This window comes from Vreelandella sulfidaeris (assembly GCF_042429665.1).
Lineage (GTDB): Bacteria > Pseudomonadota > Gammaproteobacteria > Pseudomonadales > Halomonadaceae > Vreelandella.
On the sequence record NZ_JBHMAC010000010.1, the window covers coordinates 1,485,434 to 1,511,019 of the forward strand.

General features: G+C 52.0%; 23 protein-coding genes and 1 tRNA gene. 14 read left to right on the forward strand and 10 right to left on the reverse strand.

Going from position 1 to position 25,586, the window contains the following annotated elements; all coding sequences use genetic code 11:
• Positions 1-68: 68 nt before the first annotated feature.
• The 3 genes from ACFFLD_RS11660 to ACFFLD_RS11670 all read right to left on the reverse strand — a co-directional run bounded on the left by ACFFLD_RS11660 (position 69) and on the right by ACFFLD_RS11670 (position 2,678).
• Positions 69-350, reverse strand: a complete 282-nt coding sequence (locus ACFFLD_RS11660; RefSeq protein ID WP_386040328.1) for a hypothetical protein — start codon at positions 348-350, stop codon at positions 69-71.
• A gap of 112 nt (positions 351-462) precedes the next feature.
• The gene (locus tag ACFFLD_RS11665; RefSeq protein ID WP_386040330.1) at positions 463-1,644 is read right to left on the reverse strand and encodes a 1-acyl-sn-glycerol-3-phosphate acyltransferase; all 1,182 of its coding nucleotides are present in this window, start codon (positions 1,642-1,644) and stop codon (positions 463-465) included.
• A gap of 104 nt (positions 1,645-1,748) precedes the next feature.
• Positions 1,749-2,678, reverse strand: coding sequence for a recombination-associated protein RdgC (locus ACFFLD_RS11670; protein WP_386040332.1), 930 nt, complete (start codon positions 2,676-2,678; stop codon positions 1,749-1,751).
• A gap of 160 nt (positions 2,679-2,838) precedes the next feature.
• Here ACFFLD_RS11670 and ACFFLD_RS11675 point away from each other — a divergent pair, with 160 nt between their 5' ends.
• From ACFFLD_RS11675 to ACFFLD_RS11715, 9 genes are all read left to right on the forward strand, one after another.
• On the forward strand, positions 2,839-3,273 hold the full coding sequence (locus ACFFLD_RS11675) for an acyl-CoA thioesterase (protein ID WP_386040334.1): 435 nt from the start codon (positions 2,839-2,841) through the stop codon (positions 3,271-3,273).
• A gap of 153 nt (positions 3,274-3,426) precedes the next feature.
• The gene (gene gyrA / locus ACFFLD_RS11680) at positions 3,427-6,168 is read left to right on the forward strand and encodes a DNA gyrase subunit A (RefSeq protein ID WP_386040336.1); all 2,742 of its coding nucleotides are present in this window, start codon (positions 3,427-3,429) and stop codon (positions 6,166-6,168) included.
• Complete coding sequence (gene serC, locus ACFFLD_RS11685) at positions 6,152-7,255, forward strand: 3-phosphoserine/phosphohydroxythreonine transaminase (protein WP_386040338.1); 1,104 nt, start codon at positions 6,152-6,154, stop codon at positions 7,253-7,255. Before gyrA ends, serC begins: the two co-directional genes overlap by 17 nt.
• A 6-nt stretch (positions 7,256-7,261) precedes the next feature.
• Positions 7,262-8,353, forward strand: a complete 1,092-nt coding sequence (gene pheA / locus ACFFLD_RS11690) for a prephenate dehydratase (protein WP_386040340.1) — start codon at positions 7,262-7,264, stop codon at positions 8,351-8,353.
• Positions 8,354-8,379: 26 nt separating this feature from the next.
• Positions 8,380-10,638 carry a bifunctional prephenate dehydrogenase/3-phosphoshikimate 1-carboxyvinyltransferase gene (locus ACFFLD_RS11695; RefSeq protein ID WP_386040342.1) on the forward strand — a complete coding sequence of 753 codons (2,259 nt, stop codon included), beginning with the start codon at positions 8,380-8,382 and terminating at the stop codon, positions 10,636-10,638.
• A complete protein-coding gene (gene cmk / locus ACFFLD_RS11700) occupies positions 10,631-11,326 on the forward strand; it encodes a (d)CMP kinase (RefSeq protein ID WP_386040344.1) in 696 nt (231 codons plus the stop codon). The genes ACFFLD_RS11695 and cmk overlap by 8 nt, the downstream gene beginning before the upstream one ends.
• Before the next feature lie 183 nt (positions 11,327-11,509).
• Positions 11,510-13,189 carry a 30S ribosomal protein S1 gene (gene rpsA / locus ACFFLD_RS11705; protein ID WP_386040346.1) on the forward strand — a complete coding sequence of 560 codons (1,680 nt, stop codon included), beginning with the start codon at positions 11,510-11,512 and terminating at the stop codon, positions 13,187-13,189.
• A gap of 321 nt (positions 13,190-13,510) precedes the next feature.
• Entirely contained in the window at positions 13,511-13,885 is a 375-nt protein-coding gene (locus tag ACFFLD_RS11710; protein ID WP_386040348.1) for a histone-like nucleoid-structuring protein, MvaT/MvaU family, read from the forward strand.
• 1,325 nt (positions 13,886-15,210) lie between these two features.
• Positions 15,211-15,549, forward strand: coding sequence for a hypothetical protein (locus ACFFLD_RS11715; protein ID WP_386040350.1), 339 nt, complete (start codon positions 15,211-15,213; stop codon positions 15,547-15,549).
• A gap of 24 nt (positions 15,550-15,573) precedes the next feature.
• Here ACFFLD_RS11715 and ACFFLD_RS11720 read toward each other — a convergent pair whose 3' ends face one another.
• The 6 genes from ACFFLD_RS11720 to pilB all read right to left on the reverse strand — a co-directional run bounded on the left by ACFFLD_RS11720 (position 15,574) and on the right by pilB (position 21,340).
• The gene (locus ACFFLD_RS11720) at positions 15,574-16,452 is read right to left on the reverse strand and encodes a DNA replication terminus site-binding protein (protein WP_386040352.1); all 879 of its coding nucleotides are present in this window, start codon (positions 16,450-16,452) and stop codon (positions 15,574-15,576) included.
• 51 nt (positions 16,453-16,503) lie between these two features.
• Positions 16,504-16,737 carry a DNA gyrase inhibitor YacG gene (yacG, locus tag ACFFLD_RS11725; RefSeq protein ID WP_386040354.1) on the reverse strand — a complete coding sequence of 78 codons (234 nt, stop codon included), beginning with the start codon at positions 16,735-16,737 and terminating at the stop codon, positions 16,504-16,506.
• Between the two features lie 33 nt (positions 16,738-16,770).
• Entirely contained in the window at positions 16,771-17,379 is a 609-nt protein-coding gene (coaE, locus tag ACFFLD_RS11730) for a dephospho-CoA kinase (RefSeq protein WP_386040356.1), read from the reverse strand.
• 64 nt (positions 17,380-17,443) lie between these two features.
• Positions 17,444-18,289, reverse strand: coding sequence for a prepilin peptidase (locus ACFFLD_RS11735; protein WP_386040359.1), 846 nt, complete (start codon positions 18,287-18,289; stop codon positions 17,444-17,446).
• Between the two features lie 57 nt (positions 18,290-18,346).
• Positions 18,347-19,579, reverse strand: coding sequence for a type II secretion system F family protein (locus ACFFLD_RS11740; protein ID WP_386040361.1), 1,233 nt, complete (start codon positions 19,577-19,579; stop codon positions 18,347-18,349).
• 3 nt (positions 19,580-19,582) lie between these two features.
• The gene (pilB, locus tag ACFFLD_RS11745) at positions 19,583-21,340 is read right to left on the reverse strand and encodes a type IV-A pilus assembly ATPase PilB (RefSeq protein WP_386040363.1); all 1,758 of its coding nucleotides are present in this window, start codon (positions 21,338-21,340) and stop codon (positions 19,583-19,585) included.
• Between the two features lie 239 nt (positions 21,341-21,579).
• Between pilB and ACFFLD_RS11750 the strand changes: the two genes are divergently transcribed.
• The 5 genes from ACFFLD_RS11750 (at position 21,580) to ACFFLD_RS11770 (ending at position 24,449) form a co-directional block, all read left to right on the forward strand.
• Positions 21,580-22,065, forward strand: a complete 486-nt coding sequence (locus ACFFLD_RS11750; protein WP_386040365.1) for a pilin — start codon at positions 21,580-21,582, stop codon at positions 22,063-22,065.
• Between the two features lie 133 nt (positions 22,066-22,198).
• Positions 22,199-22,627, forward strand: a complete 429-nt coding sequence (locus ACFFLD_RS11755; protein WP_386040367.1) for an anti-virulence regulator CigR family protein — start codon at positions 22,199-22,201, stop codon at positions 22,625-22,627.
• Positions 22,628-22,721: 94 nt separating this feature from the next.
• On the forward strand, positions 22,722-23,537 hold the full coding sequence (locus ACFFLD_RS11760) for an inositol monophosphatase family protein (RefSeq protein WP_386040369.1): 816 nt from the start codon (positions 22,722-22,724) through the stop codon (positions 23,535-23,537).
• A gap of 134 nt (positions 23,538-23,671) precedes the next feature.
• Positions 23,672-23,748 (forward strand) — tRNA-Pro (locus tag ACFFLD_RS11765).
• A 380-nt stretch (positions 23,749-24,128) separates the two neighbouring features.
• The gene (locus tag ACFFLD_RS11770) at positions 24,129-24,449 is read left to right on the forward strand and encodes a hypothetical protein (protein ID WP_386040371.1); all 321 of its coding nucleotides are present in this window, start codon (positions 24,129-24,131) and stop codon (positions 24,447-24,449) included.
• Positions 24,450-25,132: 683 nt separating this feature from the next.
• On the opposite strand, the gene ACFFLD_RS11775 is transcribed toward ACFFLD_RS11770, so the two are convergent.
• Complete coding sequence (locus ACFFLD_RS11775) at positions 25,133-25,582, reverse strand: alcohol dehydrogenase catalytic domain-containing protein (protein ID WP_386040373.1); 450 nt, start codon at positions 25,580-25,582, stop codon at positions 25,133-25,135.
• Between the last annotated feature and the right edge of the window lie 4 nt (positions 25,583-25,586).

Sequence of the window (25,586 nt, forward strand, 5' to 3'; positions counted from 1 at the left end):
TCAGGCGATAACAAAAAAGACGGCGAAGTCGCTACATGCTCCGCCGCTGGCGTTGCCACGGGCAACAGTTAATACAGCGCTTGCTCTTCTTGAACCACTTCGCGCAGGAGTTCTAAAAAGAGTTTATCCGCCTCAGAGTGCTCAGCCGGGTCTTCCGGGATATGCACGCTGGTCGTGTCGGATATCTCGTTGGCAATCCGTGCCATCACCGCTGCACTATTGCCCTCTTTCAACTGCTGACGCGCGATGACCATGGATTGCTCAAGAATATTAGGATCTTGTAGTAACTTCCGAATAAAGCCACGTAGTTCATTGATAATGCGCGTTTTCTGAATTTCTGAAGCGGACATGGGAATCTCCTTAGAATCGCGGCTGACGACAGCGCCTAGCGACAACAATCAATGCGATGACCATAGCATTTTTTCCGTCAGCGAGCATGAGTTGCCCAAGCGTTGACTGGCATTATAGGGTCAAACGGCCTGCTTTATGTTTAACAGGGTTGGCGTACTGGGCAAGCCAGTAAGGACGCAATGGCTCAGGCACGGACGCTAAGCGGGCGTTAAAGCGCTCTCTATCCTGACGCGTAATGGCTTTGCGTGCGACCAGCTCAGGTGCTTCGCCCAGTGCTTCCAGGGCTAAATAATGGCTGGGGAATAGACGATAGCCACCGATTACTTGGCGATCGATCTCAGCAGCGACTTCATCGGGAGTGGCCATATCAGCGCCTACCGGTGAGCCGAAATGAAGCCGCACACGCCCTTTGGAGCCTGTAATGCCCGCCACGATCGAGCGAATATCCTCAAATTCACTTTTGGCATAGCTTCCCTGAGTATCGATGTCGTGCAGTTCCTGGGCTTTTTGCACGTCGCACGGATCATATTCGTAGCTAATCGATACCGGTACGAGCTTGAGTTCAGCGATGGCGTCGCCAAAGACCATGTCGCGCTCAGACGCTCGTCTGGCCATGATCAGCATTTTAATAATGGCAGGTTCAGTATGGTCGATGCCGTTTTTGGCTCGCCCTTCGCGCTGAGCCATCCAGATCGAGTGCTGATCTTCGGTAATGGTATGCCGAATATAGGCAGACAGCTGCTGGTAAGCGGCGAGCATCGCGCGTTTGCCGCGTGCGCTGCGTGGCACAATAAAGCTTTTGTTGAGCCGCATCAGGTCGGTGACATAAGGCTTCTTGAGCAGATTGTCGCCGATGGCGATACGCACCGTATCTCGATTGGCTTGATAAAGCGCATAGTTGACGAAGGCGGGATCCAGCGAAATATCGCGGTGATTGCCAATAAACAGATACGCGCTTTCGGGATCGAGTTTATCTAACCCGGTGACTTCAAAGGCATCGGTGGTGGTGCGAATCATGCGCTCCATATAATGGGCAATGCGCATTTGAAATTCGTACACGCTCGACACGTCTTTGACTTCTCGGCGAACGGCGCGGCTAGCGAAGCCGCGGGCCAAGGAGGGCGCCCAGCGCGCCATGCGTGGCAACCGAAAGCGGGTGAGCGCATCCAGTAGTTCATTGTCCCGTGAGAGCCTTTCAAGCACCTCAGCCACTTCATGATCCATAAAGGGGCGGATGTCGGCCCAAGGGTCGGTCGTTGTAGAGAGTTCAGAAACGTTATTGTGATGAGTCATGCGGACCGTTGGATGATAAAGAATAATGAACGAAAATAGCATCGACGCGAGAGGCTGATTGGCCAGTCAAAGGTGCTAGTAGTGTGTGAATAACTATAGCGCCTTTATTGTGCAGCGGGTTCACGCTGCGTCTCGCCGCCCAGCCACTCTATCAAGCGAGGAATGTCGTCGGATAGCGCCTGTGCCATTAAAATGAAGTCTGTTTCCAGGCGAGCAAGGGCATCATCGCCGTCATCGGCATGGTCAGCTTCTTCAATGAGGGCGTCACCAAAGCGCAACGATTTCAATGCCAGATCATCGTGTAGCACAAAGCTTAAGCGTCCTTCCAGGCTGACAGCGAGTTTACTGGCTTGGCGCCCGCTCTCAAGCAATTGCTGTATTTCATCACTGTCCAGGTCTACCTGACGCGCGCGCAGCACCCCATCATCGCCTTTGGCCTTCAGTTCTACCTGATCGCCAAGTTGTAAGTCGGCCGGCCGACTCGCGGTGTCTCCCAGCCACGTGGTCATGGCACGTATAGGCAAGGTTTGCGAGCTTAGTGGCGTGACTTTTAAACTGCCCAGCGTCTCGCGTAGCAAATCCAGGATATCTTCAGCGCGGGTGCGCGAGCTTGCATTGATGCCGATCAATTGATTGCGCGTGTCCCACCAAAGATCAATTTTCTGGCTACGCACGAACGCGCGGGGTAGCAAATTCTCGGTAACCTGCTCCTTCAGGGCGGTTTTCTCTTTGCGAGTGACTTTGCGCCCTTCGCTGGCCTCAATATCCGCTACCTGTTCGTCGACTTCTTCTTTGACCACCGACGCGGGTAGAAGGCGCTCTTGGCGAAGCGCTGACAGTAGCCGATGCCCCTGGATTTCATGAACGAGCTGTCCGCCGCCAAGTCGTCCTGCGGGCGCTGTCCATCCTAAGCGTCGTGCGTCCGCATTGCCCAGTGGCTTGGCGGAATGCTCGTCCAGGGCGCTAGCGAGAGAGTCGCTATCCAGTTCGGGCGCGTCGTGCAGGCGGTACAAATGCAAGTGCTTAAACCACATGGAGCCAATCCTGTTCAAAAGGTGGCACATTATGGCGAAAGCGGCGCTCTCCTACCAGCATACCGCGACGAATCTAGTTTGTTGCGTGTGTTTCAAACTTGTGTTTGATTAAGCCTTGCTCAATTGTCTAGATGTTCAATTACATATAAGAGGAGACGTTATGAGTGCATCACTCTCGCGGGTTCAGTTACGTGTTCGTGGTTATCACCTGGATGGCTATGAGCATGTCAATAACGCTCGCTATCTGGAGTTCATGGAAGAAGGGCGCTGGGATTTCTTTGACAAGCATCCGGCGATGATCAAGGAGCTCCATCAGGCTGGTCGGGCGTTTGTGGTAGTGAACCTGAATATTGATTATCTGGCGGCAGCACGTCAGGGAGATGATCTGGAAGTGATGACCGGCATCATCGAAGTAGGGGAGCGCAGCGGCATATGTCATCACCGGATAGTACGCAGCGATGGAACGTTGATCGCCCAGGCAGACCTCACCTTTGTACTGCTTGATGTACGCGCCAATAAGGCGTCTGCCATCGAGGGAGACGTACGCCAGGCGTTAGCGGACTTAACGTTGGCAAAAGAGGCATTTACCGCCTAAAAGACGTTGACGAGCTGCCTGGCTGCCCTTGCTGCTTTTGCGGTGGTATGATGGCGAAGTATTTGCGCGCCGTTCTGGAAGAATTCCAAGGGCGGTGTTTTTAAGCGCTTTCAACTCTCGCAGTGCCAATGCAGTGCAAAGGATCGAACTTTCATGGGTGACATCGCCAGAGAAATCTTGCCCGTCAATATAGAAGACGAGCTCAAACAGTCGTATCTCGACTACGCGATGAGCGTCATTATCGGCCGCGCGCTTCCAGATGTTCGCGATGGTCTTAAACCGGTTCACCGGCGTGTGCTGTTTGCCATGCATGAACTGGGTAATGATTGGAATAAACCGTACAAGAAGTCGGCGCGTGTCGTCGGTGATGTCATCGGTAAATACCATCCTCACGGTGACAGCGCGGTGTACGACACTATCGTACGGATGGCGCAGCATTTTTCGATGCGTCATGTGCTGGTCGATGGTCAGGGTAACTTCGGCTCGATTGACGGGGATAACGCCGCCGCCATGCGTTATACCGAGGTGCGCATGTCGCGCCTTGCCCATGAGCTGCTCGCTGATCTGGAAAAAGATACCGTTGATTGGGTGGATAACTACGACGGTACTGAACGTATCCCCGCTGTATTGCCCACCAAAGTGCCGAACCTGCTGATCAATGGCTCGTCAGGTATCGCGGTAGGCATGGCGACCAATATCCCCCCGCATAATATGCGTGAAGTGATTGACGGCTGTTTAGCGCTGATCGATGACTACACGCTGTCGGTGGATGATTTGATGGAATATATCCCTGGTCCGGACTTCCCGACCGGGGCGATTATCAATGGGCGTGCAGGTATTTTGTCTGCGTACCGCACTGGCCGCGGGCGTATTTACGTGCGCGCTTGCCATACCATTGAGCATCACGATAAAACCGGCCGTGATCACATCATCATTACCGAGCTGCCGTATCAGGTGAACAAGGCGCGGCTGATTGAGAAGATCGCCGAGTTGGTGAAAGAGAAGAAGATTGAAGGCATCGCTGAACTGCGCGATGAGTCGGATAAAGATGGCCTGCGGGTAGTGATCGAGATCAAGCGCGGTGAATCCGGCGAAGTAGTGGTCAATAACCTGTTTGCCCAGACACAGCTTCAGAACGTGTTTGGTATCAATATGGTGGCGCTTGAAAACGGCCAGCCACGCACGCTCAATCTAAAAGAGATGCTGGAAGCCTTTATTCGTCACCGGCGTGAAGTGGTGACGCGGCGCACGCTCTTTGAACTGAAGAAAGCGCGTGAACGCGGGCATTTGTTGGAAGGCTTGGCCGTCGCTATTTCCAATATCGATGAAGTGATCGAGCTGATTAAAGCATCGCCCAATGCGGCGGAAGCGCGTGAAAAACTGTTGGCTAAAACGTGGCAGCCTGGCCAGGTGACCGCCATGTTGGAGCGTGCAGGGGCCACGTCGTGTAAGCCTGAAGACCTGGATGAAGGCTTTGGCCTTAATCCTGCGGCGACGTCCTACCGGCTTTCGCCCGCCCAGGCACAAGCGATTCTTGAGCTGCGCCTGCATCGCTTGACCGGACTTGAGACAGAAAAGCTGCTTGATGAGTATCTGTCTATTCTGGAAAAAATTGCCGAGCTGACCGAGATCCTTGCCTCTGCCGACCGTCTGATGGAAGTCATTCGTGAAGAGTTGCACGCGGTACGTGACCAGTTTGGCGATGACCGGCGTACTGAGATTCAAGCCAGCCATCTTGACCTCTCGATGGAAGATTTGATTGCCGAAGAAGACATGGTGGTGACCGTGTCGCGCTCTGGCTATGCCAAGACGCAGCCGTTGTCTGACTATCAGGCCCAGCGCCGTGGTGGTCGCGGCAAGTCTGCCACTGCCATGAAAGATGAAGATGTCATTGAGCACCTGCTGGTGGCGTCTACACACGACACGGTGCTGCTGTTCTCTAACCGCGGCAAGGTGTACTGGCTGAAAGTGTATGAAATGCCGAACGCCAGCCGTGGCTCGCGGGGTAAACCACTGGTCAATATGCTTCCTCTGGAAGAGGGCGAAGCGGTTAACGCCATCTTGCCGGTGCGAGACTATAACCCCGATAACTACATCTTCTTCGCTACAGCCAAAGGCACCGTAAAGCGTACAAGCCTTGAACAGTTCTCCCGTCCGCGTAGCGTTGGTCTGATTGCGATTGACCTTGAAGAAGGGGATCGCTTGGTGGGCGCGGCGATTACCAGCGGTAATGACCATGCCATGCTGTTGTCATCAAACGGCAAAGCGATTCGCTTTGAAGAGGGCAATGCGCGTGCTATGGGCCGAACGGCCCGCGGTGTTCGCGGCATGCGTCTGGCTGACGATGCCGAAGTCATTAGTCTTATCATTCCCAAAAGCCAGCAGATTGATGCCGAAGCGGATGTCGACAGTGAAATGCCAGAAGGCGCTGTCTCTGAAAGTGCTGAGGGTCAAATCTATATCATGACCGCCAGCGAGAACGGTTACGGCAAGCGCACTCGCCTTGAAGAGTTCCCGCTGCGTGGCCGGGGCGGCCAAGGTGTTATTGCCATGCAGACCAGTGAGCGGAACGGCTCGCTTGTGGCGGCCATGCAGGTCTATGACAGCGACGAAATGATGCTGATTACCGACCGTGGCACGCTCGTGCGTACACGTGTGGAGGAAGTGTCTACCACCTCACGTAACACCCAGGGTGTGATGCTGATTCGTCTGGGTAAAGAAGAAAAACTGGTCAAGACGGTGCGCGTTGATGAGCCTGGCGACACCGAGTTAGCCGATAGTGATATGGCCGACAGCGACACGGTTGCCAGTGATAGCAACAGCGTAGACGGCGCCCCGGCGGGCGAATCAACTGATGACGCACAGGATACGGGGACCGATGACACGTCACTATAATTTCTGCGCAGGGCCAGCGGCCCTGCCCGTCGCAGTGCTTGAAAGGGCGCGGGAAGAGCTGCTGGATTATCAGGGGCGTGGGCTTTCCGTGATGGAAATGAGTCACCGCAGCGACGAGTTCATCGCTATTGCTGAACGCGCTGAAGCGGATTTTCGTCAGCTTCTCGGCGTGCCTGACAACTATAAAGTGCTGTTCTTGCAAGGTGGGGCCAGCATGCAGTTCGCCATGCTGCCGATGAACCTGCTTGGGAAGGGCGGCAGTGGCAACTTTATTCAAACAGGTATCTGGGGGAAAAAAGCCCTTAGCGAAGCCAAGCATCTAGGCTTTGACTGCCATGTGGCCGCTAGTAGTGAGCCGAACGGGCACCGCGAGGTGCCCGCACGTGAAACCGTTAACATAAGTGCTGACGCCGCCTATTTGCACTACACCTCTAACGAGACGATTGGCGGGCTGGAGTTTGATTACACTCCGCATGCACAACGCCCCGATGGTACCCGTGTGCCGTTGGTGTGCGATATGTCATCGAATATTCTGTCGGGTCCTATTAATGTCTCTGATTACGGCATCATCTATGCCGGTGCGCAAAAAAATATAGGCCCCGCAGGGCTTACGCTGGTCATTGTGCGTGATGATTTGCTAGGTAACGCTAAGCCAGGTACGCCGTCTTTATTCGATTACCAAATGCTGGCTGACGCTGGCTCGATGGTAAACACGCCGCCCACCTATGCCTGGTATTTGGCTGGTTTGGTGTTTCAGTGGCTGAAAGACGACATTGGTGGTTTGGCCGCGATGGACGCTATTAGTCAGCGTAAAGCCGATAAGCTTTATGCCGCGATTGATGCGAGCGAGTTTTATAGTAATCCTATTGCAAAACACAATCGCTCGCGGATGAATGTGCCGTTTGTACTAGCCGATGCCGCTCTGGATAGCGCGTTTTTGCAACAAGCCGATGCGGCAGGATTGCTTAATTTAAAGGGTCACCGCAGCGTTGGCGGTATGCGCGCCAGTCTTTATAACGCGGTGCCAGAGTCTGCCGTGGATGCGCTGATCGCCTTTATGGCGGATTTTGAACAAACAAGGGGCTAAACCACCATGTCCGACACGTCGATCAAACTGGATGAATTGCGCCAGCGTATTGATCAGCTGGATAGTGATATTCTGAATCTGATCAGCGAGCGTGCTAATTGCGCTCAGCAAGTCGCTCACGTCAAGCTTGCCGAGGACAAGGATGCGGTGTTTTACCGCCCCGAGCGGGAAGCTAATGTGCTGCGGCGCATAATGGCGTTGAATAAAGGCCCGCTTGATTCAGAAGAGATGGCGCGCCTGTTTCGCGAGATCATGTCGGCGTGTCTGGCGTTAGAGCAGCCCGTGAAGGTGGCTTATTTGGGCCCTGAGGGTACCTTTACCCAACAGGCGGCGCTTAAGCATTTTGGTGAAAGCGCCATTAGCTTGCCCATGGCGGCCATTGACGAAGTATTTAGAGAGGTAGAGGCTGGCGCCGTGCATTACGGTGTAGTGCCGGTGGAGAACTCCACTGAAGGGGTGGTGAATCACACTCTGGATACCTTTATGGACTCGTCCATCAAGATTTGTGGCGAGGTAGTGCTGCGTATCCATCACCATTTGTTGGTCAGTGAAACCACCCGGCGCGATAAAGTCTCGCGTATTTATTCGCATCCACAATCTTTTGGCCAATGTCGTAAGTGGCTTGATGCTCACTTTCCGCATGCCGAGCGAGTGCCGGTTTCCTCTAATGCCGAAGCGGCAAAACTAGTCAAAACAGAGTGGCATAGTGCGGCAATAGCGGGGGATATGGCGGCCAAGCTTTACGGTCTTGAGCATATTGCTGAGAAAATTGAGGACCGCCCTGATAACTCCACGCGATTTTTAATTATTGGTAATCAGGATGTGCCCATGGCCGGTGAGGATAAAACCTCGATTGTCGTGGCCATGCGTAATCAGCCAGGCACGTTACATGCCTTGCTTGAGCCGTTCCATCGCCATCAAATTGATTTAACCCGCCTTGAAACCCGCCCTTCGCGTTCCGGTGCCTGGAATTACGTCTTTTTCATCGATTTTAAAGGCCATCGCGATGACCCTCGCGTGGCAGCTGTACTCGAAGAAGTTAGCTTGCGAGCGGCCGATCTCAGAGTGTTGGGCTCTTATCCCATGGGCGTGCTGTGACGTTGACGGCACACATAAAGCGTCAAATGCCGCAATGTCATGAGCCGCGGCTATTGATTGTTGGGCTAGGATTAATCGGTGGTTCGCTGGCGGCGGCATTGCGTGCATCGGGGTTTCAAGGGCATATCGCTGCCTGTGATCCGGATGCCGACGAGATTGCACGCGGCATTGCGATGGGGCTGATTAATGAGGGTGGTACGCAACTTGGCGAGCAGGTGAAGGGTGCCTCGCTGATTGTCTTGGCCGTTCCTGTACTCGCGATGGAAAACGTGATGGCTAGCCTGGCTGAAGCGTTACCCTCGGCAGCAACCGACGTGGTTATTACCGATGTAGGTAGCACTAAAGCCACTATTCGAGCCTGCGCCCAGCGTGTTTTTGGTCAAGTACCGACCAACATGGTGTTAGGACATCCCATCGCCGGATCTGAAAAAAGCGGAGTGGCCGCGGCGAATCCGCATTTGTATGTCGATCACAAGGTTATTTTGACACCTGAGCTGAACGTCGATCGTGATGCTTTGCAGCGCGTGCGATGCTTATGGGAAGCCTGCGGCGCCGATGTGCTGGAAATGGACGTAGAGCGGCATGACCAAGTGTTGGCGCGTACCAGCCATTTGCCGCATCTACTGGCATTTTCGTTGGTGGATACGCTGGCGCGTCAGGATGAGCGGCTTGATATTTTTCGTTACGCAGCGGGCGGCTTTCGCGATTTCACTCGCATAGCCGGTAGCGACCCGGTGATGTGGCGGGATATTTTTATTGCCAACAAAGAGGCAGTGCTGGCATCGCTGGATGATTTTGAAGCGGGGCTTTCTCGATTGCGTCATGCGGTAGAAGCCGGTGACAGTGATGCACTGATTGCCACCTTTGATCGGGCGAGCCATGCCCGGCATTATTTCGACTCTTTAATAAACAAAACCAGTTATCAGGCGGAATATCATATGCAACCACAAGGTAAGGTCACCTACCGTGTGCAGCCGGGCGGTCAAGCCCAGGGGCGTTTACGTGTACCTGGCGATAAATCCATGTCGCACCGCTCCATTATGCTGGGCGCACTGGCGCAGGGAGTGACTGAGGTAAAAGGCTTTCTGGAAGGCGAAGATAGTTTAGCCACGCTACAGGCGTTTCGTGAAATGGGCGTGGCGATAGAAGGGCCGCATCAAGGTAAAGTCACCATTCATGGCGTGGGTATGCACGGTTTAAAAGCGCCTGCTGGCCCGCTCTATGTGGGTAACTCGGGCACCGCCATGCGACTATTCTCAGGGCTGCTCGCTGGTCAAGCGTTTGATAGTGAATTAACCGGTGATGAGTCGTTGACCAAGCGCCCTATGGGGCGTGTAGCTGACCCGTTGCGCTTGATGGGCGCCACCATCGATACGGCTGAGGGAGGGCGCCCGCCGCTGAAGATTCACGGTGGCGCCAAGCTGAAAGGCATTCATTACGATATGCCCATGGCCAGCGCCCAGGTCAAATCTTGTCTGTTGCTGGCGGGGCTGTACGCTGAAGGCGAAACGCGGGTGCGGGAGCCTGCACCGACGCGCGACCATACCGAGCGAATGCTCAGCGGTTTTGGCTATGAAGTCTCGCGTGAAGGGGATACCTGCTGGCTCAAGGGGGGCGGTAAGCTCACCGCAGGTCCCATTGATGTACCTTCGGATATCTCATCCGCCACCTTCTTTTTAGTGGCCGCTGCGATTACTCCGGGCGCTGATATTACTCTTGAACACGTAGGTATTAATCCCACTCGGATTGGCGTGATCAATATTCTTACCTTGATGGGTGCGAATTTAACCCTAGAGAATGAGCGTGAAGTAGGTGGGGAGCCGGTGGCTGATATTCGTATTTGCTACGCACCGCTGAAAGGAATTGAGATCCCCGAAGAGCAAGTGCCGTTAGCAATTGATGAATTCCCAGCACTGTTTATTGCCGCTGCTAATGCTGAAGGCGTGACCCGTCTTAGAGGCGCGGAAGAGCTGCGTGTCAAAGAGTCTGATCGCATTCAGGCCATGGCGGATGGCCTGGCTGTTTTAGGCGTGCAGCACACCGTTGTAGAAGACGGCATCGATATTATCGGCAATGGCGATGCGCAAAAAGCGAGCTATGGCGGCGGGCGTGTCGATAGTTTGGGCGATCATCGTATTGCCATGGCATTTGCGATTTCATCGCTACGGGCAAGCGCAGAAATTGTGATTGAAGACTGCGCTAATGTGGCCACCTCATTCCCTGATTTTGTCGAATTAGCCACGCGTATTGGTATGGGCGTTACGGTGGAGGGAGCGCATGAGTGATCGTGTTGCTGCTCCTGTCGTCACGATTGATGGCCCAGGTGGCGCAGGCAAAGGCACCATTAGTGGTTTGGTTGCAGAGCGGCTAGGCTGGCATCTGCTGGATAGTGGCGCGCTTTATCGGCTGACAGCGCAAGCGGCGGTTAAGCACAGTGTAGCCGTAGACGATGAGCCCGGGTTGGCGCGCTTAGCCGAGCAGCTAGATGTGGCGTTTCCGGTTGAAGAGGGCATGCCGCGTACGCTGCTTGAAGGTGAAGATGTTGGCCAGATGATTCGCACCGAACAAGCCGGCGAGCGAGCCTCTCAAGTCGCTGCGCTACCTGCTGTTCGCCAAGCACTATTGCAGCGTCAGCGTGACTTTTGCCAGGCGCCGGGGCTGGTGGCGGATGGACGTGACATGGGCACGGTGGTTTTTCCGCAGGCTCAGCTAAAGATTTTTCTGACGGCGAGTGCCGACGAACGCGCACGTCGGCGCTATCTACAGTTGCAGGAAGCTGGTGTGGATGCTAGTCTTTCGAGTCTTTTAAAGGAAATTCAGGCACGCGATGCACGCGATATGCAGCGCAGCGTTGCACCTCTCAAGCCAGCAGATGATGCGATTGTGCTTGATACCACGTGCCTGAGCATACCGGAAGTGGTTGATCGACTGACCGAACTGCTCGCCCAAAAAGGGTTGGTAAGTGGCTTATGATTCTCCCTTGCGGCGCTTTTGGATAAGTGTCACGACGTGGCAGGGCACTAAACTCACATCGGTGAGCCCGGTCAGGTCTAACTAGCGTTAACACTCCCAAAGGCTGAGTGACATTAGGCCCGCACTTGCTAGTGGTGCGGAGAAGGCATTTATGCCTCAACAACGTAATTACGTAGGAACAACATGAGCGAAAGCTTTGCTGAGCTGTTTGAACAGTCTCTTAACGACATCAACATGGAGCCAGGCGCTATCGTCGCGGCCCAGGTTGTCGATATTGATGGTGATTGGGTTACCGTCAATGCTGGTCTGAAATCTGAGGGTCAGATTCCTGCATCACAGTTCCGTGATGAGCAAGGTAATCTGAACATCTCTATCGGTGACGACGTACACGTTGCGCTTGAAGCTGTTGAAGATGGCTTCGGTGAGACTCGTCTGTCCCGTGAAAAAGCCAAGCGCGCTGAAGCTTGGAAGATTCTGGAAGCAGCCTTCGAGAAAGACGAAATCATCAAGGGTGTCATTAACGGTAAGGTTAAAGGCGGCTTCACTGTTGAAGTTGACTCTATCCGTGCCTTCTTGCCAGGCTCGTTGGTTGATGTTCGTCCGGTACGTGACACTGCGCACCTTGAAAATAAAGAGCTGGACTTTAAAGTCATCAAGCTCGATCCGAAACGCAACAACGTAGTGGTATCACGTCGTGCGGTTCTGGAAGCAGAGAATAGTGCCGAGCGCGAAGCGCTGCTGGCTACTCTGCAGGAAGGTCAGCAGATCAAGGGTATCGTTAAGAACCTAACAGACTACGGCGCTTTCGTAGACCTGGGCGGCGTCGACGGCCTGCTGCACATCACCGACATGGCGTGGAAGCGTATCAAGCACCCGTCTGAAATCGTTGCCGTTGGCGACGAAATCAATGTCAAGGTGCTGAAGTTTGACCGTGAGCGTAACCGCGTATCACTGGGTCTTAAGCAGTTGGGTGAAGATCCGTGGGTCAACATTAAAGAGCGTTACCCGGAAGGCATGAAGGTTCACGCGGTAGTCACTAATCTTACTGATTACGGCTGCTTTGCTGAACTGGAAGAGGGTGTTGAAGGTTTGGTTCACGTGTCTGAAATGGACTGGACCAACAAAAACATCCATCCGTCTAAAGTCGTTCAAGTGGGCGATGATGTTGACGTCATGGTGTTGGATATCGACGAAGAGCGTCGTCGTATTTCTCTGGGTATCAAGCAGTGCACTGCTAACCCATGGGAAACGTTCAACACTGACTACAACAAGGGTGATCGCGTTTCAGGTACCATCAAGTCGATTACTGACTTTGGTATCTTTATCGGCCTAGAAGGCGGTATCGACGGTCTGGTTCACTTGTCTGATATCTCTTGGACTGATACTGGCGAAGAAGCCGTTCGCAACTTCAAGAAAGGCGACGAAGCTGAAGCCGTTATCCTGTCAATTGATCCTGAGCGTGAGCGTATCTCGCTGGGCATCAAGCAGATGGACTCTGATCCCGTTGCTGAATACCTGTCGGTTAACGACAAGGGCAGCATCGTTACAGGTCGCGTAATAGAAGTTGATGCCAAAGAAGCTCAGGTTGAATTGGCAACTGACGTTATCGCGTTACTGAAAGCGTCTGAAATCAGCGCAGATCGTGTAGAAGATGCACGCAATGTACTGAACGAAGGCGATAGCGTAGAAGCGCGTATTGTTAGTGTTGATCGCAAGAGCCGTCAGATCAATCTGTCGGTAAAAGCGAAAGATCAAGACGATACACGTCAGAACCTTAAGAAGTTGCGTGAGCAAGAGCCGGAAGCAGCGGGTGGTCCGACCACTATCGGCGATCTGATCAAGCAGCAGATGGGCCAAGACTAATCTGGTTTTAGTGCTTGGTTTGTAAAAAAAGCGCCGCCCATAAGGGCGGCGCTTTTTGTTTGTAATAACGCAATGCACGCCTGCATATAGTGTTCATGATCTATTAGAGTTAAAATACTTTTATTAGCTTTGATGTTTAAAAAAAAACGATTAGTAATCGAGTGAAAATCAACTAGACTATTGTCAGTTAGCTTTTTTACAGCAATAATGTCCCAGCATTCTGAACTAATAGACGCAAAGGTTGTAAGTCAGCGTCTTTCTCAGCTGAACCCCTTTCAGTTGAATCCCGTTCAGTTGGATACTGAAACTATAGGAACCCCAATGTCATTACTTAACGAATATATTCAAAAAGAGCAGCAGCTAAAACAGCTCCAAGAAGATCTCCAGCGTTTAGAAGGTGATCAGCGTCTCAAGAGTGAGTTGGAATTCAAGGCCAAGCTTGAAGCGCTTATGACTGAGTTTGGTAAGCGCCCTAGCGATGTGATTGCTTTATTAGATCCTGCCGCAGATCAGCGCAGTGTTAAAACGACAGCCAGCGGTAATGCGCGTCGTAAGCGTCGTCTTAAGATTTACAAGAACCCCAAAACAGGGGAAGTAATTGAAACGCGCGGCGGCAACCATAAAGGTCTGCGTAACTGGAAAGACGAGCATGGCGATGAGGCCGTCGAGTCCTGGCTGGTACGCATGGAAGACTAAGATATTTGATGACCGGTTTTTCTATTAAGAAACGCCGGTTTTTTTATTGCGCTGTGCCCCTCTATTATCCAGTAACACATTACTTGCCTTGCAATGGGATCTGTAGCCCTAAAAATGGGTATCCTGGTATAGTGTGCGAGGGGAGTGATTGCTAAGTTGGTATCCCTTCTGCTCGAATAATAAATGCGAGAGCGTGTGTGTCAAAGCGCCGCAAAGATGAGTAAAATCGTTAAAGCAAGCTTTCGTAAAGTAATGAGTTGGGATTTCCACTCTCCGGTACGGCAGCGGTTGCGCAATCGCGTTTGCATTGTCGGCGCCTAGATAAAACCGATGTCGGTGGGTAGACGATTAAACGCCTCTATTCTCCCGGCGAGCAAGGCAGGTAACCCAATGAAGGTGGAGGATAGCTACAGGCGCGCCTGTAAGGTCGCCTGTTGAGTGCTTTGCTCTTGGCCGCCCTTGGGGCCTTTTGATTTTTTAGGCGCTGTATAGAGGCGCATTGGCAGCGTATGACGCCCGCTGTGCTTTTCGATTTTAGTGCCAACCAATGGCGAGGCGTTGGCTGTTTGACACCGTGATGAAAAGTCCCCTTCAGGGAGTGCCTGTCATCGCGCGGTGTTAACTGGTAAAAGCGTTGAAATGCACGAGAAAAAGAACAGTGATGCTGGTCGCCGCAACGTATCGCAATGTACGCTATATTTAATGGGGTTAGCGCTAGCAATGCCGCTGTACGTTCAATACGCTGTTATTCACGTTCACGATAGGTGCTTGTCGTGATATCGACGCTACTGCAGTTCTGAAGCCGAACTTGAGACTACGAATAGCCTATATGGCGTGCAAGGCCTTCAATGCCAAATGGCCTATCAAGTGTGCCCTGCAGTCTGATGTCAGTTCAGGTCTTTGCAATGAACATTGTCTGGTCTCTCGAACGTGGGTTCACCCAGATCTGTTTTTTTGGCTGTAGTACGTCCGTAGTGCGGCTGTAGTGCACTCTCCAAGTGCTTAAGGGTGGGTAACCTAGCCGAAGGGGCTATCTTCGGTAGCCAGATAAGCGTGTTATTTCTGTTAAGGCTACCAATAGGTATCTGTTGATATAAAGCATCAACTTAATGAGTTACTGCTGACGGTTCCGTGTCGAGTAACGCTGTTTATCACCGATGTGTCTTTGTCTCGTTGAATGCATTGCGAAGATATCCTTATGCTGATAACGAGGAGGAAAAGACAAGTCTGCTTGGTGGTTTTACGCGTTTGTGCACAGTTTTTGCTAAAAATGTGACGTTGGCAGTCTTATCGACCATTTCAAGCAAGGTGTAAATGAAACATCGATGAAATATCAAAAGGTTCAAAAGCAGGTAGATGAGCGCGAGAAATTGCGTAAATTCCGTGAATTGGATGACGCTTTTGCTCAGGCGTTACGTCAGTTAGATGATCCCGATAGCGACTTTGATATACCGACGGGGCCCCCTGTAAGGTCACTGGCAGCGCTTGAGGAAGAGGATGTAGAAGCACAGAAGGATGAGCAGGAGCGAATCTTTAAACAGCGCTTTGAAGCCCTTTTACATGAATATGGCATAAGTCATCACGAGCTTGCAGAGCTGGCGGAGACGCTACTTGCGTATGGCCTATGGCAGCGGGATGAGCATTCAGACGCCGCACCGCTTTAATATAATGTTCGGGTTAAGCATAAGCTATCGATAGCGATAAATGCGTAAACTCGGTAAAAACACCTCCTGCTCTAGTTTTTCATCACGGCGTCGTGCTCGCGTTCTCGTGGTAGGGGGCTGTAATGCAGGTAGGTTAATGTGAGGAAGGCGCTCATGATTAGCGGGCACAAAGATAGGCATGGCCGCATTTAAGGCGCGTCTGGTATGTCCGTCAGCGAGCGGTTCAGTAAAAAACAGGTTGGCCCGCATAAGGGGGGCCTGGGTTTGTACCTGTGCGAGTATCTCGTTACTGGGAAGGCTGGCTAGTTTACGCAGTTGAATGCGTACGTGGGGGGCGTCAGTATCAAGCTGTAAGAGCTTACGCTCTGCTTCTTGCACCGTTAGTTTTTTAATAGACCGGCCGCTGCTATACCACGCGAAGCGTACGCGAGAGACGGGTGCTGGAGCGATAGGCAATTGTCGCCAGCTCTGTTTAAGGTGCAGGCGGGCAAGGCCATTGCGTCGAAGTATCTCATCCACGCCGGGGTGACGCTCAGGCAAGCGACTTTTGGCCTCACTGAGTGAGTGAGGGGCTTGCTGTTTAATAGCCTGCAGCAGGTCACTAAAGGCTGATTTAGCTTGGTTAATAGTGTCTATCGCCACCAAGAGTTCATCATTGGCTGCCACTATGGCGATGTAATTCCGCGTTTCACGACCATCTTGATCTTGCTCATGCCACATATCGAACAATGCTTCACGCAGCCAGTGCCGTGCGGGTGTCGTTTGGTGAAAAAACCATGAGGCCGGTTGCTGCTGTTCGTATAACGAGACAGCCGTTTCGATGCTGTCGAGTAAATGATCAAACTGTTGCTCCAGTTGAAGCAACAGGCGGTAGTCAGGTGATGAAGGATCAGAGGTAGACACAGGCATGACTCACAACGACGTTCACTAAGAGCAAGGCTCATTAAGAGATCATTAAGAGAGGGGCGCATCCTTATCGGCTTGTGCCAGTAGCGTCTCTATATGGGCTTCGTCCATCGCGGACTCGCCTGATATGCGATGTGATTCATCGGCCCAGGCGCCCAAATCTAATTGCTGGCAGCGCTTGCTGCAGAAAGGCCGATAGGTGCTCGCTGGTAGCCAGGGTACGGGCTTGGCGCATTGGGGGCAATTCACCTCAAGCGGGGAATCGTTGGCTGGGCGAATCATAAAAGAGCTCCGGTAATGTTAACAAACGCACTATCATAAAGGCTGAGCAGACAATTGCCGATAACGTACATCAAGCCGAGCTACTTGCTCCATCATGCTGGCATGATCACCGCTGTTATCTATCACGTCATCTGCCTTTGCCAGCCGTTGTTCACGAGATAATTGGGCCGCGAGAATAGCATGCACTTGGCTTTCACTCATCTCGTCACGTAACTGGGTTCTTGATATTTGAATCGATTGAGGTACGTCCACCACGAGGCAGCGGCTTACCAGTTCGTTTTGTCCCGACTCAAAGAGTAAAGGGGAAACCAGTAGCACATAAGGCTCGCCCTGTTTTTCAAACTGGCTCAAATGCTGTAGAAGACGTGCTCTTATGGTGGGATGAGTCACTGATTCAAGCCACTGACGCTGTTCGGGGTATTTAAATACAATCTCACGTAACGCGGGGCGGTTCAGCGTACCATCCTGATGAATAACCTGATCGCCGAAGTGTTGCTTAATGGCGACCAGGGCCGGTTCACCAGGTAAGACAATTTCTCTGGCAACATCGTCAGCGTCGACCCAGGCGGCACCTAATGTTTCAAAGGCGCGCGCCACAGTCGATTTACCTGACCCAATACCGCCAGTTAAGCCGATAATCATAGTGCTGCCTCACATCGCTAACGTTTAAAAACTTGCTTCTTAGTGGTTTATGTTTAATAGCTAGTTAGATAACCAGGCGAAGGTACAATGCCATTAGATCATTACCTACTAATAACGCTACCCATCCTGCAAGCGTGAGAAAAGGCCCGAAGGGCAGCGGGGCGCCTCGCAAGCGGGGTGAGCTTGCTTGGGCGACCAGGCCCACAATGGCGCCAAGCCCTGCGGAAAGTATCAGTAATAAGGGTAAAAAACTCCATCCCAGCCAAGCCCCCAAGGCAGCCAGCAGTTTAAAATCACCATAGCCCATTCCTTCTTTGCCGGTAATGAGTTTAAACAGCCAGTAAAAACTCCATAATAATAAATAACCTGCCATGGCGCCGATGACGGCATTAGTAAGCATAAACGGCTGGAAAAATAGCTGGAATAACAACCCCGCCCATAACAAGGGCAACGTTAAAATATCGGGTAGTAGCTGGGTACGAAAGTCGATAACGGCAAGCGCTAGCAGCACTAAGCAGGCGCCGTAAATGAAAAGAGATGCTGCTGTCAGGCCATGGAGAGCCAGAACGGCTATCGCTAAAAGACCACTGGCAATCTCTACCAGTGGGTATTGAACGCTAATGGGCGCCTGGCAGTTTGCGCAGCGGCCACGTCGTTTAAGCCAACCAATCACCGGCAAATTGTCGTGCCAAGCGATGGGAGCCTCGCAACGGGGACACATGGAGCCAGGCGTGGCCAAATTGAATCTTGGTGAAGGTTCTGCACTAAGTTCAAGGGCTTCACGTGCCTCGTTCCGCCAGAGTCGCATCAGCATTACCGGTAGCCGCGTAATGACCACATTAAGAAAACTGCCCAGGCAAAGCGCGATCAATACAGCAAGTAACCACACGGTAAGTGGAAGAGGGTACATGACGCTCCTTCGCGTTTTTAAATAAGCTATTTGCAAGACTACTCGGCGTGAACAACCTTAAAGAGCAGAGCCGAGATCGAAGATGGGCAAGTACATGGACACAACAACGCCGCCTACCAGCACACCCAACACCACAATGATGACAGGTTCCATAAGCGATGTAAGCGCATCGACTTTATTATCGACTTCTTCTTCGTAATAGTCGGCTACGCGATTCAGCATGGCATCCAGAGAACCAGCTTCTTCGCCAATGCTCACCATTTGAATGACTAAGGGAGGGAAGCGGTTAGTCATCCGAATGGCAAAGTGTAGTTGCTGGCCGGTAGCCACATCCTGGCGTGTTTGGATTACCGCGCGCTCGTACACTTTATTACCGGTAGCACCCGCTGCTGTATCCAATCCTTCCACCAGCGGCACGCCCGAGGCAAAGGTCGTGGCTAGCGTACGCGCAAAACGGGCGATGGCAGATTTATGCATGATGTCGCCAATCACCGGTAAGCGCAGCAATAACGCGTGCATACGGTAGGCAACGCGGGCAGAGCGTTGAGCGCTTACCTTAATCAGCAACACAGTAGCCACCACGCTACCCAGTGCCGCTAGCCAATAGCGTTGCGCAAGCTCCGATAAATTAACGGTCATCTGGGTCAGTGCTGGCAGCTCGGCCCCAAAGCTTTGAAACATGCTTTCAAATTCAGGCACCACTTTAATTAACAGCAGCATCGTGACCCCAAAGCCGATCGTCATAACGGCGCAGGGATACCAAAGGGCTTTCTTAACCCGGGCCTTGAGCGATTCAACTTTTTCTTTATAGGTCGCAATGCGATCCAGCATTTGATCCAGCGCACCTGACTGCTCACCCGCATCGACAAGATTAACAAACAGGCGATCAAACTGTTTTGGATGGCGGCGAAGCGCATCGGAAAAGCTCGAGCCCGAGGACACGTCGCCCATCAATTCCTGAACAAGCGCTACCATGGCGGGTTTTTTAAGGCTCTCCGCCACTACCTGAAGCGCCTGTAGCATGGGAATGCCGGCACGAATCATGGTTGCCATTTGGCGTGCAAAGATCATCACATCATTTGGTTTAATGCGTCCGCTACCGCCGAGGCTGCCTTTTTTACTAATTCGCCGAATGACAATATTTTGTTTATTAAGCTCAGCGGCAACTTCTGCTTTGCTACGGCCAATCATTTCGCCGCTTAGCGGTCTATCCTGTGGGCCTTTACCACTCCACTTCCAGCGCGAAAGTTTAATCGCGGGAGCCGGACGCCGACGTGCTGTTTTAGCCATGTCTTACTCCTTGCTCACGCGGTTGATCTCTTCCAGACTGGTAATGCCCTGCATCACTTTCAGCAAGCCACTGCGATGCAGACTTGGGTAGCCTTCCTTACGTGCTTGATGATGAATGTCGATCGCGTTTGCGTCGCGCATAATGAGTTGGCGCATCGCTTCAGTAATTGGGACAACCTCATAAATGCCGATACGGCCTTTATAACCATGAGTGCAGTGTTTGCAGCCTACCGCCTTGTAAAGGGTAGCCTGCTGAATTTCTTGGCTATTGAAGCCCTCTTTACGCAAGGCTTCTTGGGGTATGTCAATCGGCTCTTTGCAATGAGGGCACAATTTGCGCGCCAGCCGTTGGGCAATAATCAAACTAACGGCGCTGGCGATATTGAAGGATGAGACCCCCATATTGGCCATACGAGTGAGGGTTTCAGCCGCTGAATTAGTGTGTACGGTAGAAAGCACCAAGTGGCCCGTCTGAGCCGCTTTCACCGCAATCTCAGCTGTCTCAAGGTCACGAATCTCGCCCACCATCACCACGTCGGGGTCTTGACGCAGAAACGCGCGGAGCGCACTGGCAAAATCCAGGCCGATTTTAGGCATCACATTGACTTGGTTAATACCGGCGACTTTGATTTCAACCGGATCTTCGGCGGTACAGATATTGCGCTCAACTTTGTTAAGAATGTTAATGCCGGTATAAAGCGAGACGGTTTTGCCGCTACCGGTAGGACCGGTGACAAGAATCATCCCTTGGGGCTGTTTAAGGGCGTGCTCATAATGACCGCGCTGCTCGTCGCTAAAGCCTAGTTGTTCTATGCCTAACTGAGCGGCGGTAGGGTCTAGAATCCTCAGTACCAGTTTTTCCCCATAGACCGTTGGCAGTGAGTTGACACGGAAATCAAGCGAGCGCGTGCGCGACAGCTTCAGCTTGATGGCGCCATCCTGAGGGAGGCGGCGCTCAGAAATATCCAGGCGCGCCATGATTTTTAAACGTGCGGCGATGCGGCTACGCATGGCAAAGGGCGGCCTGGCCACTTCAATTAACATTCCATCCACCCGAAAGCGAACCCGATAGAGTGTCTCGTAAGGCTCGAAATGAATATCCGATGCCCCTCGCCGAATGGCATCCAGCAAAATCTTGTTGACGAATTTAACGATGGGCGCGTCTTCGCTATTTTGCGATGACTCCTCCAGCGGCACTTCTGAGCCATCATTATTTTGGACAATATTGAGAGAACTCACCGCGTCATCAATATCGTCCAAATCATCGAGCATGCTGCGCTCATTTTGAGCCAGGTAATTATTGAGCGCGACGGTAATCTGCTCGACGGAGGCAAGCACGCCTTCAACGCTCAGCCCGGTCGCAAACTGCAGCTCATCCAATTGTGTGAGCGTGGCGGGGTAAGGCACCGCTACCGTGAGGCGATGACCATGGCGCGCAAGGGGTAATACGTTCAGGTTTTGCAGTACTTTGATGGGATAGTCGGAGGCGGGGGGCAGCGTGTTAAGGCGCAGAGCCTCTAAATCCACCACCGGAAGCCCATACTCCCAGCCAGCCGCCACGGTCGCTTCGATAGGGTCGACCAACCCACTTTCAATCACATGCTGAAGCAGCGAGATTTCCAAATCTGACGCGGTGGTTTCCGCCATAGAGGCCTGAGCATCGGTCAGCAGGCCGTGTTTGACCAAGCGCTGGGCAATGCCGCGCAGGCCACCGCGGGCGGCAGCATGGCTTAAGGTCGACTCATAGGGGGGCTGGCTCATCAAAAAGACCTGTTTTACATCAATATAAGCGTGTTACTTGTACCATAAACTTGCACATTCAGGCACTAAATAGCTGGTCATATAAAATGCTAAAGTATCAGCTATTTCAGCCGATAGCGTTAACAGATAGCGTTGTAAAAGCGCATCGCCCACGCTAATGTAACGGCCATTATTACTAATTCTTTTTAAGGATTCCCGTTCCTTATAAAGGCTTGTCATCCCCTATCGGAGAGGTTTTCATGCAGAATTCTGCTTCAACGGTCACGCGCAACACAAAACAAGGCGGTTTCACGCTAATTGAGCTGTTGATAGTGATCGCAATCATTGGAGTGCTGTCAGCCGTGGCGGTGCCGCAATATCAGTCCTACACCCAAAGGGCAGAAGCGACCTCTGCGTACTCGACTCTGAAATCCTTGCAGACAGGGTTTGATGCTGCGTTGGCTTCCGGTGTAGACCCCAAAACTGCATTTAATACTGAAGAGGCTTTCAATACTTACGTTGGCTTCGACAAAGAAGCATTGACAGGCGGCAATGATGTTAATTACGAAGATTTAAATAAGAATAATCCTAAAATTATTTTTAGCTTTGGTTCAATAGGATCTGCTGCAGTTGGTGACGGCAATGCATCAAACACAATGTCGGTAACTAGAGACGCGAGCACAGGCCGTTGGACCTGTGAAGCCACTATCTCTGATAATATTCTTCCACGCGGCTGTAAGAAATAATCCACTTATAAGCAACGACAGATAATTACCTGCCTTATTTCAGCCGCTCCTTTGAGCGGCTGTTTTGTTTCCATACTTCCTACGCATTTGTTCTTTACTCTGTAAGCCCTGACCCTTGAATGTGGAGTTTACGATGAAGGTTAAAAAATTAAGAGCCTTGAGTGCGCTTGGCGCACTGCTACTCACTAATGTTGTTATGGCCCAGCCTGATCATGCGCCTGCCCATGGCGCGCGTGATAAAGCCCAACAGCAAGAATCGAAGCGGGCTGATCAAGTTCGTTATGAGCGGGTCGATTTGCCACGCATCAACGAAACTGAACTGCGCCAGCTTTTTCGCCAGCACGATGCACCCAGAGCAGAAGCTTTACCGCCGGGCATTCAGCGCAACCTGGAACGTGGCAAGCCCTTGCCGCCAGGTATCGCTAAGCGTTTCGATGGTCCACTAGCGTCGCAGTTGCCGCAATATCCAGGTTATGAATGGGAGCGCGTAGGGGCTGATGTGGTGTTAATCGAAGCTGCCACGCGCATTGTGGTGGATGTATTGGTCGACGTTTTGCGCTAATTCTGCCCCCGAAAGAACAGTGTGACTCGAAAATTAAATCTGTGCGCTTTATGGTAGAGGCATCGATCGACACATCATTCCAAAAGGAGATTCAATGAGCGACCACACTCTACAGGAACGCCTCAAGCTTGCTATTTCTATCGCTGAAGAAGCGGGGCAGATGATTGTTAAAGCGCGTGAACAACAAGGGTTTGCTCAGCGCTTGAAAAAAGATAACGAGTTGGTCACCGATGTCGATGTAGCCGTTGATAAACTTATTAGCCAGCGGTTAGAAGAACACTTTCCCGGTGAAGCACTGTTGAGTGAAGAGTTGGCGCCAGAAAGTAATTCAAATGGAATTGCCGAGAAACTGTGGGTGGTGGATCCCATTGATGGCACGGTCAATTTCGCCCAAGGATTACGCCATGTGGCTGTATCCATCGGCTGGATGGAAGAGGGCGTTGCTAAAGTCGGTGTTGTGCATGCGCCTTTTCTAACAGAAACCTTTAGTGCCGCGGAAGGGCTGGGTTCTTTTTGTAACGGAGAGCCGATAAAGCCCAGCAACGCTGATTCATTGGCACACACCTTGGTCGGAACAGGCTTTCCCTACCGCAAAGAAGACCGTCAACGTTTGTTGAAGCGTTTAGATGCTGTCTTGGCTGAGTGTCAGGACATTCGCCGTAATGGCGCCGCAGCACTCGATTTATGCGATGTTGCCTGTGGTCGTCTAGATGCCTATTACGAAAGTGTCTCGCCCTGGGATTTCGTCGCTGGCTGGGTAATTGCCCGTGAAGCTGGTGCACGGGTAGGGCATTTATACGAAGTGCCACAGGCGGTACCAGAAGATATTCACCCACAGCATTTATTAGTGGCGGCCCCAGGCGTCTATGACGCCATGGCCTATTTGCTGCTTGAAGCAGACCATAATTAATGATGGCAAGGCAGTGAGGGCCATGGCGGAATATGACAAATACTTGAAAAGAAAGCGCTATAAGGGCTTTTCATTTATCCAAGAAACCGCTAGTATACGCACCGTCTTGAGGCAAATGTAGCCGATAAAGACACCGGAGCGTGGCGCAGCTTGGTAGCGCGTTGCAATGGGGTTGCAAAGGTCGCAGGTTCGAATCCTGTCGCTCCGACCAAAAAAGACATATAAAACGGTCACTTAGCTAATTGCTACAGTGGCCGTTTTTGTTTGGTAAGATTTTAGGTAGCAAATAGGTAGCACGCGTCGGAAGCAAGAAGCCACAGCTGGCAACAACAGTTGCCCTTTTTCGCTGCCCCACAATCCCATCGGCAACCGCAGCATCCCTTACATGAGACGACGAGGGATCGGTTAAAGTGATTTTGTAAAACCGCGCCGCACACCTTGAAGGACTAGAAATAGTCACCCCGAAATGCAGACAACGCAGCCAGCCAAAAAAGTACAGCTGTTCAATTACGAAAAAGGGTAAATTACACCCGCCAAGCTGAGAGTTCGTTTGGGCAACATGACAAGGGTAAATTACTAGGAACTCCCGTCATGCCCAAAAAGAAAAGTGAAGACATCTTGGATAATGCGTTTCGACTTTACCATCAAGGCTACAGTCCGGAGCTGATTGAGTTGCCTGAGAGCGCCGTATTTCCTTTTTTAATTCCAGCGGCGCCTTCGACAGCACGCAAAAGCAGAGTCACAGGAATGCTGCTAGGGGAGCCCGCCCCACACTTTGTACATCGCGGACGTAATGTCAGGTACCGGCTTTCTGATGTTTTAGCTTGGCTGTCTGCTGTAGATACGCAGCGCTCAACAGCAGAAGCATTCATAGCGAAAAATAAGCCTGAAAGCTTCGCTCACTCTCATTAAGAGATAAAGGGTTAATCGCTCTTTATGACTTCACCTGACTAAATTTACTTCTTGTCTAAAATGCAGATAGATTTCGACATTTGGCTTCGTCATGTCGATGCTATCGACATGACGAAGCCAAATGTCGGTAGTAACTTCCAGTGAAGTATCAGGATTCCCTTCGAGCCAGCCGATAAACATCTAAAGCACTGCGCCCAACGATACAGGGAATATCCGCGAATTCATTGGAAGCGGTAAACCAAGGGCCAGCAGCAATGTAGTGACTTCATGGTTACGCGCTAAGTGCCAACGATGCCGATTGGCCACTAGCGGGGCGGTTAAATGGCCTGCCACACAATGTCAGATTAGATGAGCATGTGAAAAGCGGTGTGATTCATCGGAGAGGGTTGCGCTGTAGTGGGGGCAAAAGTAAAGGTGGTGCGAGCTGTTGCTATTTGCTGCTGCATGAAATGGTTTAACGTTAAAACTCGCTGAGCATCTCCATAACTGGGAGTGCTTCATCCCAATAGGCGCGATCCGATTGCCATTTCTCCGACTCGCGTTGGGAGTCTGCTATTGCTGAAGATGAGCCTGCCAACATATCCATAGCCTTCCTTCTGACGCTGCTGAAACGCACGTGGTGTCTAAAACACCGCTTCTTTAAACTTTATATGCTGCGCGAAGCTACGGTGCTGCCACTACTATCAGGGGGCAGCCTCTGTGGCTGACAGCCCAGCAGGTATGTGAGCCACATAGTTTGGGTCAGCGAGGATGTACTCAGCGAAGCCGCCATTTTTGGTATAACCGCCAAACTCAGCGTCGCCACACACCGTTTCCCAAGCCGCTAGGCAGTGCTCACAATGTCCGCAGGCAGAATATAGCCAGGGGACGCCAACGCGTTGGTCTTCTTTCACCGCATTGACACTCGCTCCCAACGCAACCACAATGCCGATGCCTTCATGCCCCGGAATAAACGGCGGCGTAGGTTTTAACGGCCAGTCACCGCGTGCGGCGTGTAGATCGGTATGACAGACACCGCAGGCCTCCGTTTTAACTAGAATCTGCCCAGGGCCAGGCGCGGGAATCTCAACCTTTTGCAGTACGAGGCCTTTACCGAACTGTTCAACAACGGCCGCTTGCATCTTGTTAGTCATGATT

Excerpts from the sequence above, each read along its gene's own strand:
- yacG (WP_386040354.1), bottom strand. The coding sequence starts at position 16,737 with ATGATTCGCCCAGCCAACGATTCCCCGCTTGAGGTGAATTGCCCCCAA.
- serC (WP_386040338.1), top strand. The coding sequence starts at position 6,152 with ATGACACGTCACTATAATTTCTGCGCAGGGCCAGCGGCCCTGCCCGTC.
- ACFFLD_RS11735 (WP_386040359.1), bottom strand. The coding sequence starts at position 18,289 with ATGTACCCTCTTCCACTTACCGTGTGGTTACTTGCTGTATTGATCGCG.
- rpsA (WP_386040346.1), top strand. The coding sequence starts at position 11,510 with ATGAGCGAAAGCTTTGCTGAGCTGTTTGAACAGTCTCTTAACGACATC.
- ACFFLD_RS11760 (WP_386040369.1), top strand. The coding sequence starts at position 22,722 with ATGAGCGACCACACTCTACAGGAACGCCTCAAGCTTGCTATTTCTATC.
- ACFFLD_RS11750 (WP_386040365.1), top strand. The coding sequence starts at position 21,580 with ATGCAGAATTCTGCTTCAACGGTCACGCGCAACACAAAACAAGGCGGT.
- ACFFLD_RS11695 (WP_386040342.1), top strand. The coding sequence starts at position 8,380 with ATGCCGCAATGTCATGAGCCGCGGCTATTGATTGTTGGGCTAGGATTA.
- pheA (WP_386040340.1), top strand. The coding sequence starts at position 7,262 with ATGTCCGACACGTCGATCAAACTGGATGAATTGCGCCAGCGTATTGAT.
- ACFFLD_RS11710 (WP_386040348.1), top strand. The coding sequence starts at position 13,511 with ATGTCATTACTTAACGAATATATTCAAAAAGAGCAGCAGCTAAAACAG.
- pilB (WP_386040363.1), bottom strand. The coding sequence starts at position 21,340 with ATGAGCCAGCCCCCCTATGAGTCGACCTTAAGCCATGCTGCCGCCCGC.
- ACFFLD_RS11670 (WP_386040332.1), bottom strand. The coding sequence starts at position 2,678 with ATGTGGTTTAAGCACTTGCATTTGTACCGCCTGCACGACGCGCCCGAA.
- gyrA (WP_386040336.1), top strand. The coding sequence starts at position 3,427 with ATGGGTGACATCGCCAGAGAAATCTTGCCCGTCAATATAGAAGACGAG.
- ACFFLD_RS11675 (WP_386040334.1), top strand. The coding sequence starts at position 2,839 with ATGAGTGCATCACTCTCGCGGGTTCAGTTACGTGTTCGTGGTTATCAC.
- coaE (WP_386040356.1), bottom strand. The coding sequence starts at position 17,379 with ATGATTATCGGCTTAACTGGCGGTATTGGGTCAGGTAAATCGACTGTG.
- ACFFLD_RS11740 (WP_386040361.1), bottom strand. The coding sequence starts at position 19,579 with ATGGCTAAAACAGCACGTCGGCGTCCGGCTCCCGCGATTAAACTTTCG.
- ACFFLD_RS11770 (WP_386040371.1), top strand. The coding sequence starts at position 24,129 with ATGCCCAAAAAGAAAAGTGAAGACATCTTGGATAATGCGTTTCGACTT.
- ACFFLD_RS11665 (WP_386040330.1), bottom strand. The coding sequence starts at position 1,644 with ATGACTCATCACAATAACGTTTCTGAACTCTCTACAACGACCGACCCT.
- cmk (WP_386040344.1), top strand. The coding sequence starts at position 10,631 with ATGAGTGATCGTGTTGCTGCTCCTGTCGTCACGATTGATGGCCCAGGT.
- ACFFLD_RS11660 (WP_386040328.1), bottom strand. The coding sequence starts at position 350 with ATGTCCGCTTCAGAAATTCAGAAAACGCGCATTATCAATGAACTACGT.
- ACFFLD_RS11755 (WP_386040367.1), top strand. The coding sequence starts at position 22,199 with ATGAAGGTTAAAAAATTAAGAGCCTTGAGTGCGCTTGGCGCACTGCTA.
- ACFFLD_RS11775 (WP_386040373.1), bottom strand. The coding sequence starts at position 25,582 with ATGACTAACAAGATGCAAGCGGCCGTTGTTGAACAGTTCGGTAAAGGC.
- ACFFLD_RS11715 (WP_386040350.1), top strand. The coding sequence starts at position 15,211 with ATGAAATATCAAAAGGTTCAAAAGCAGGTAGATGAGCGCGAGAAATTG.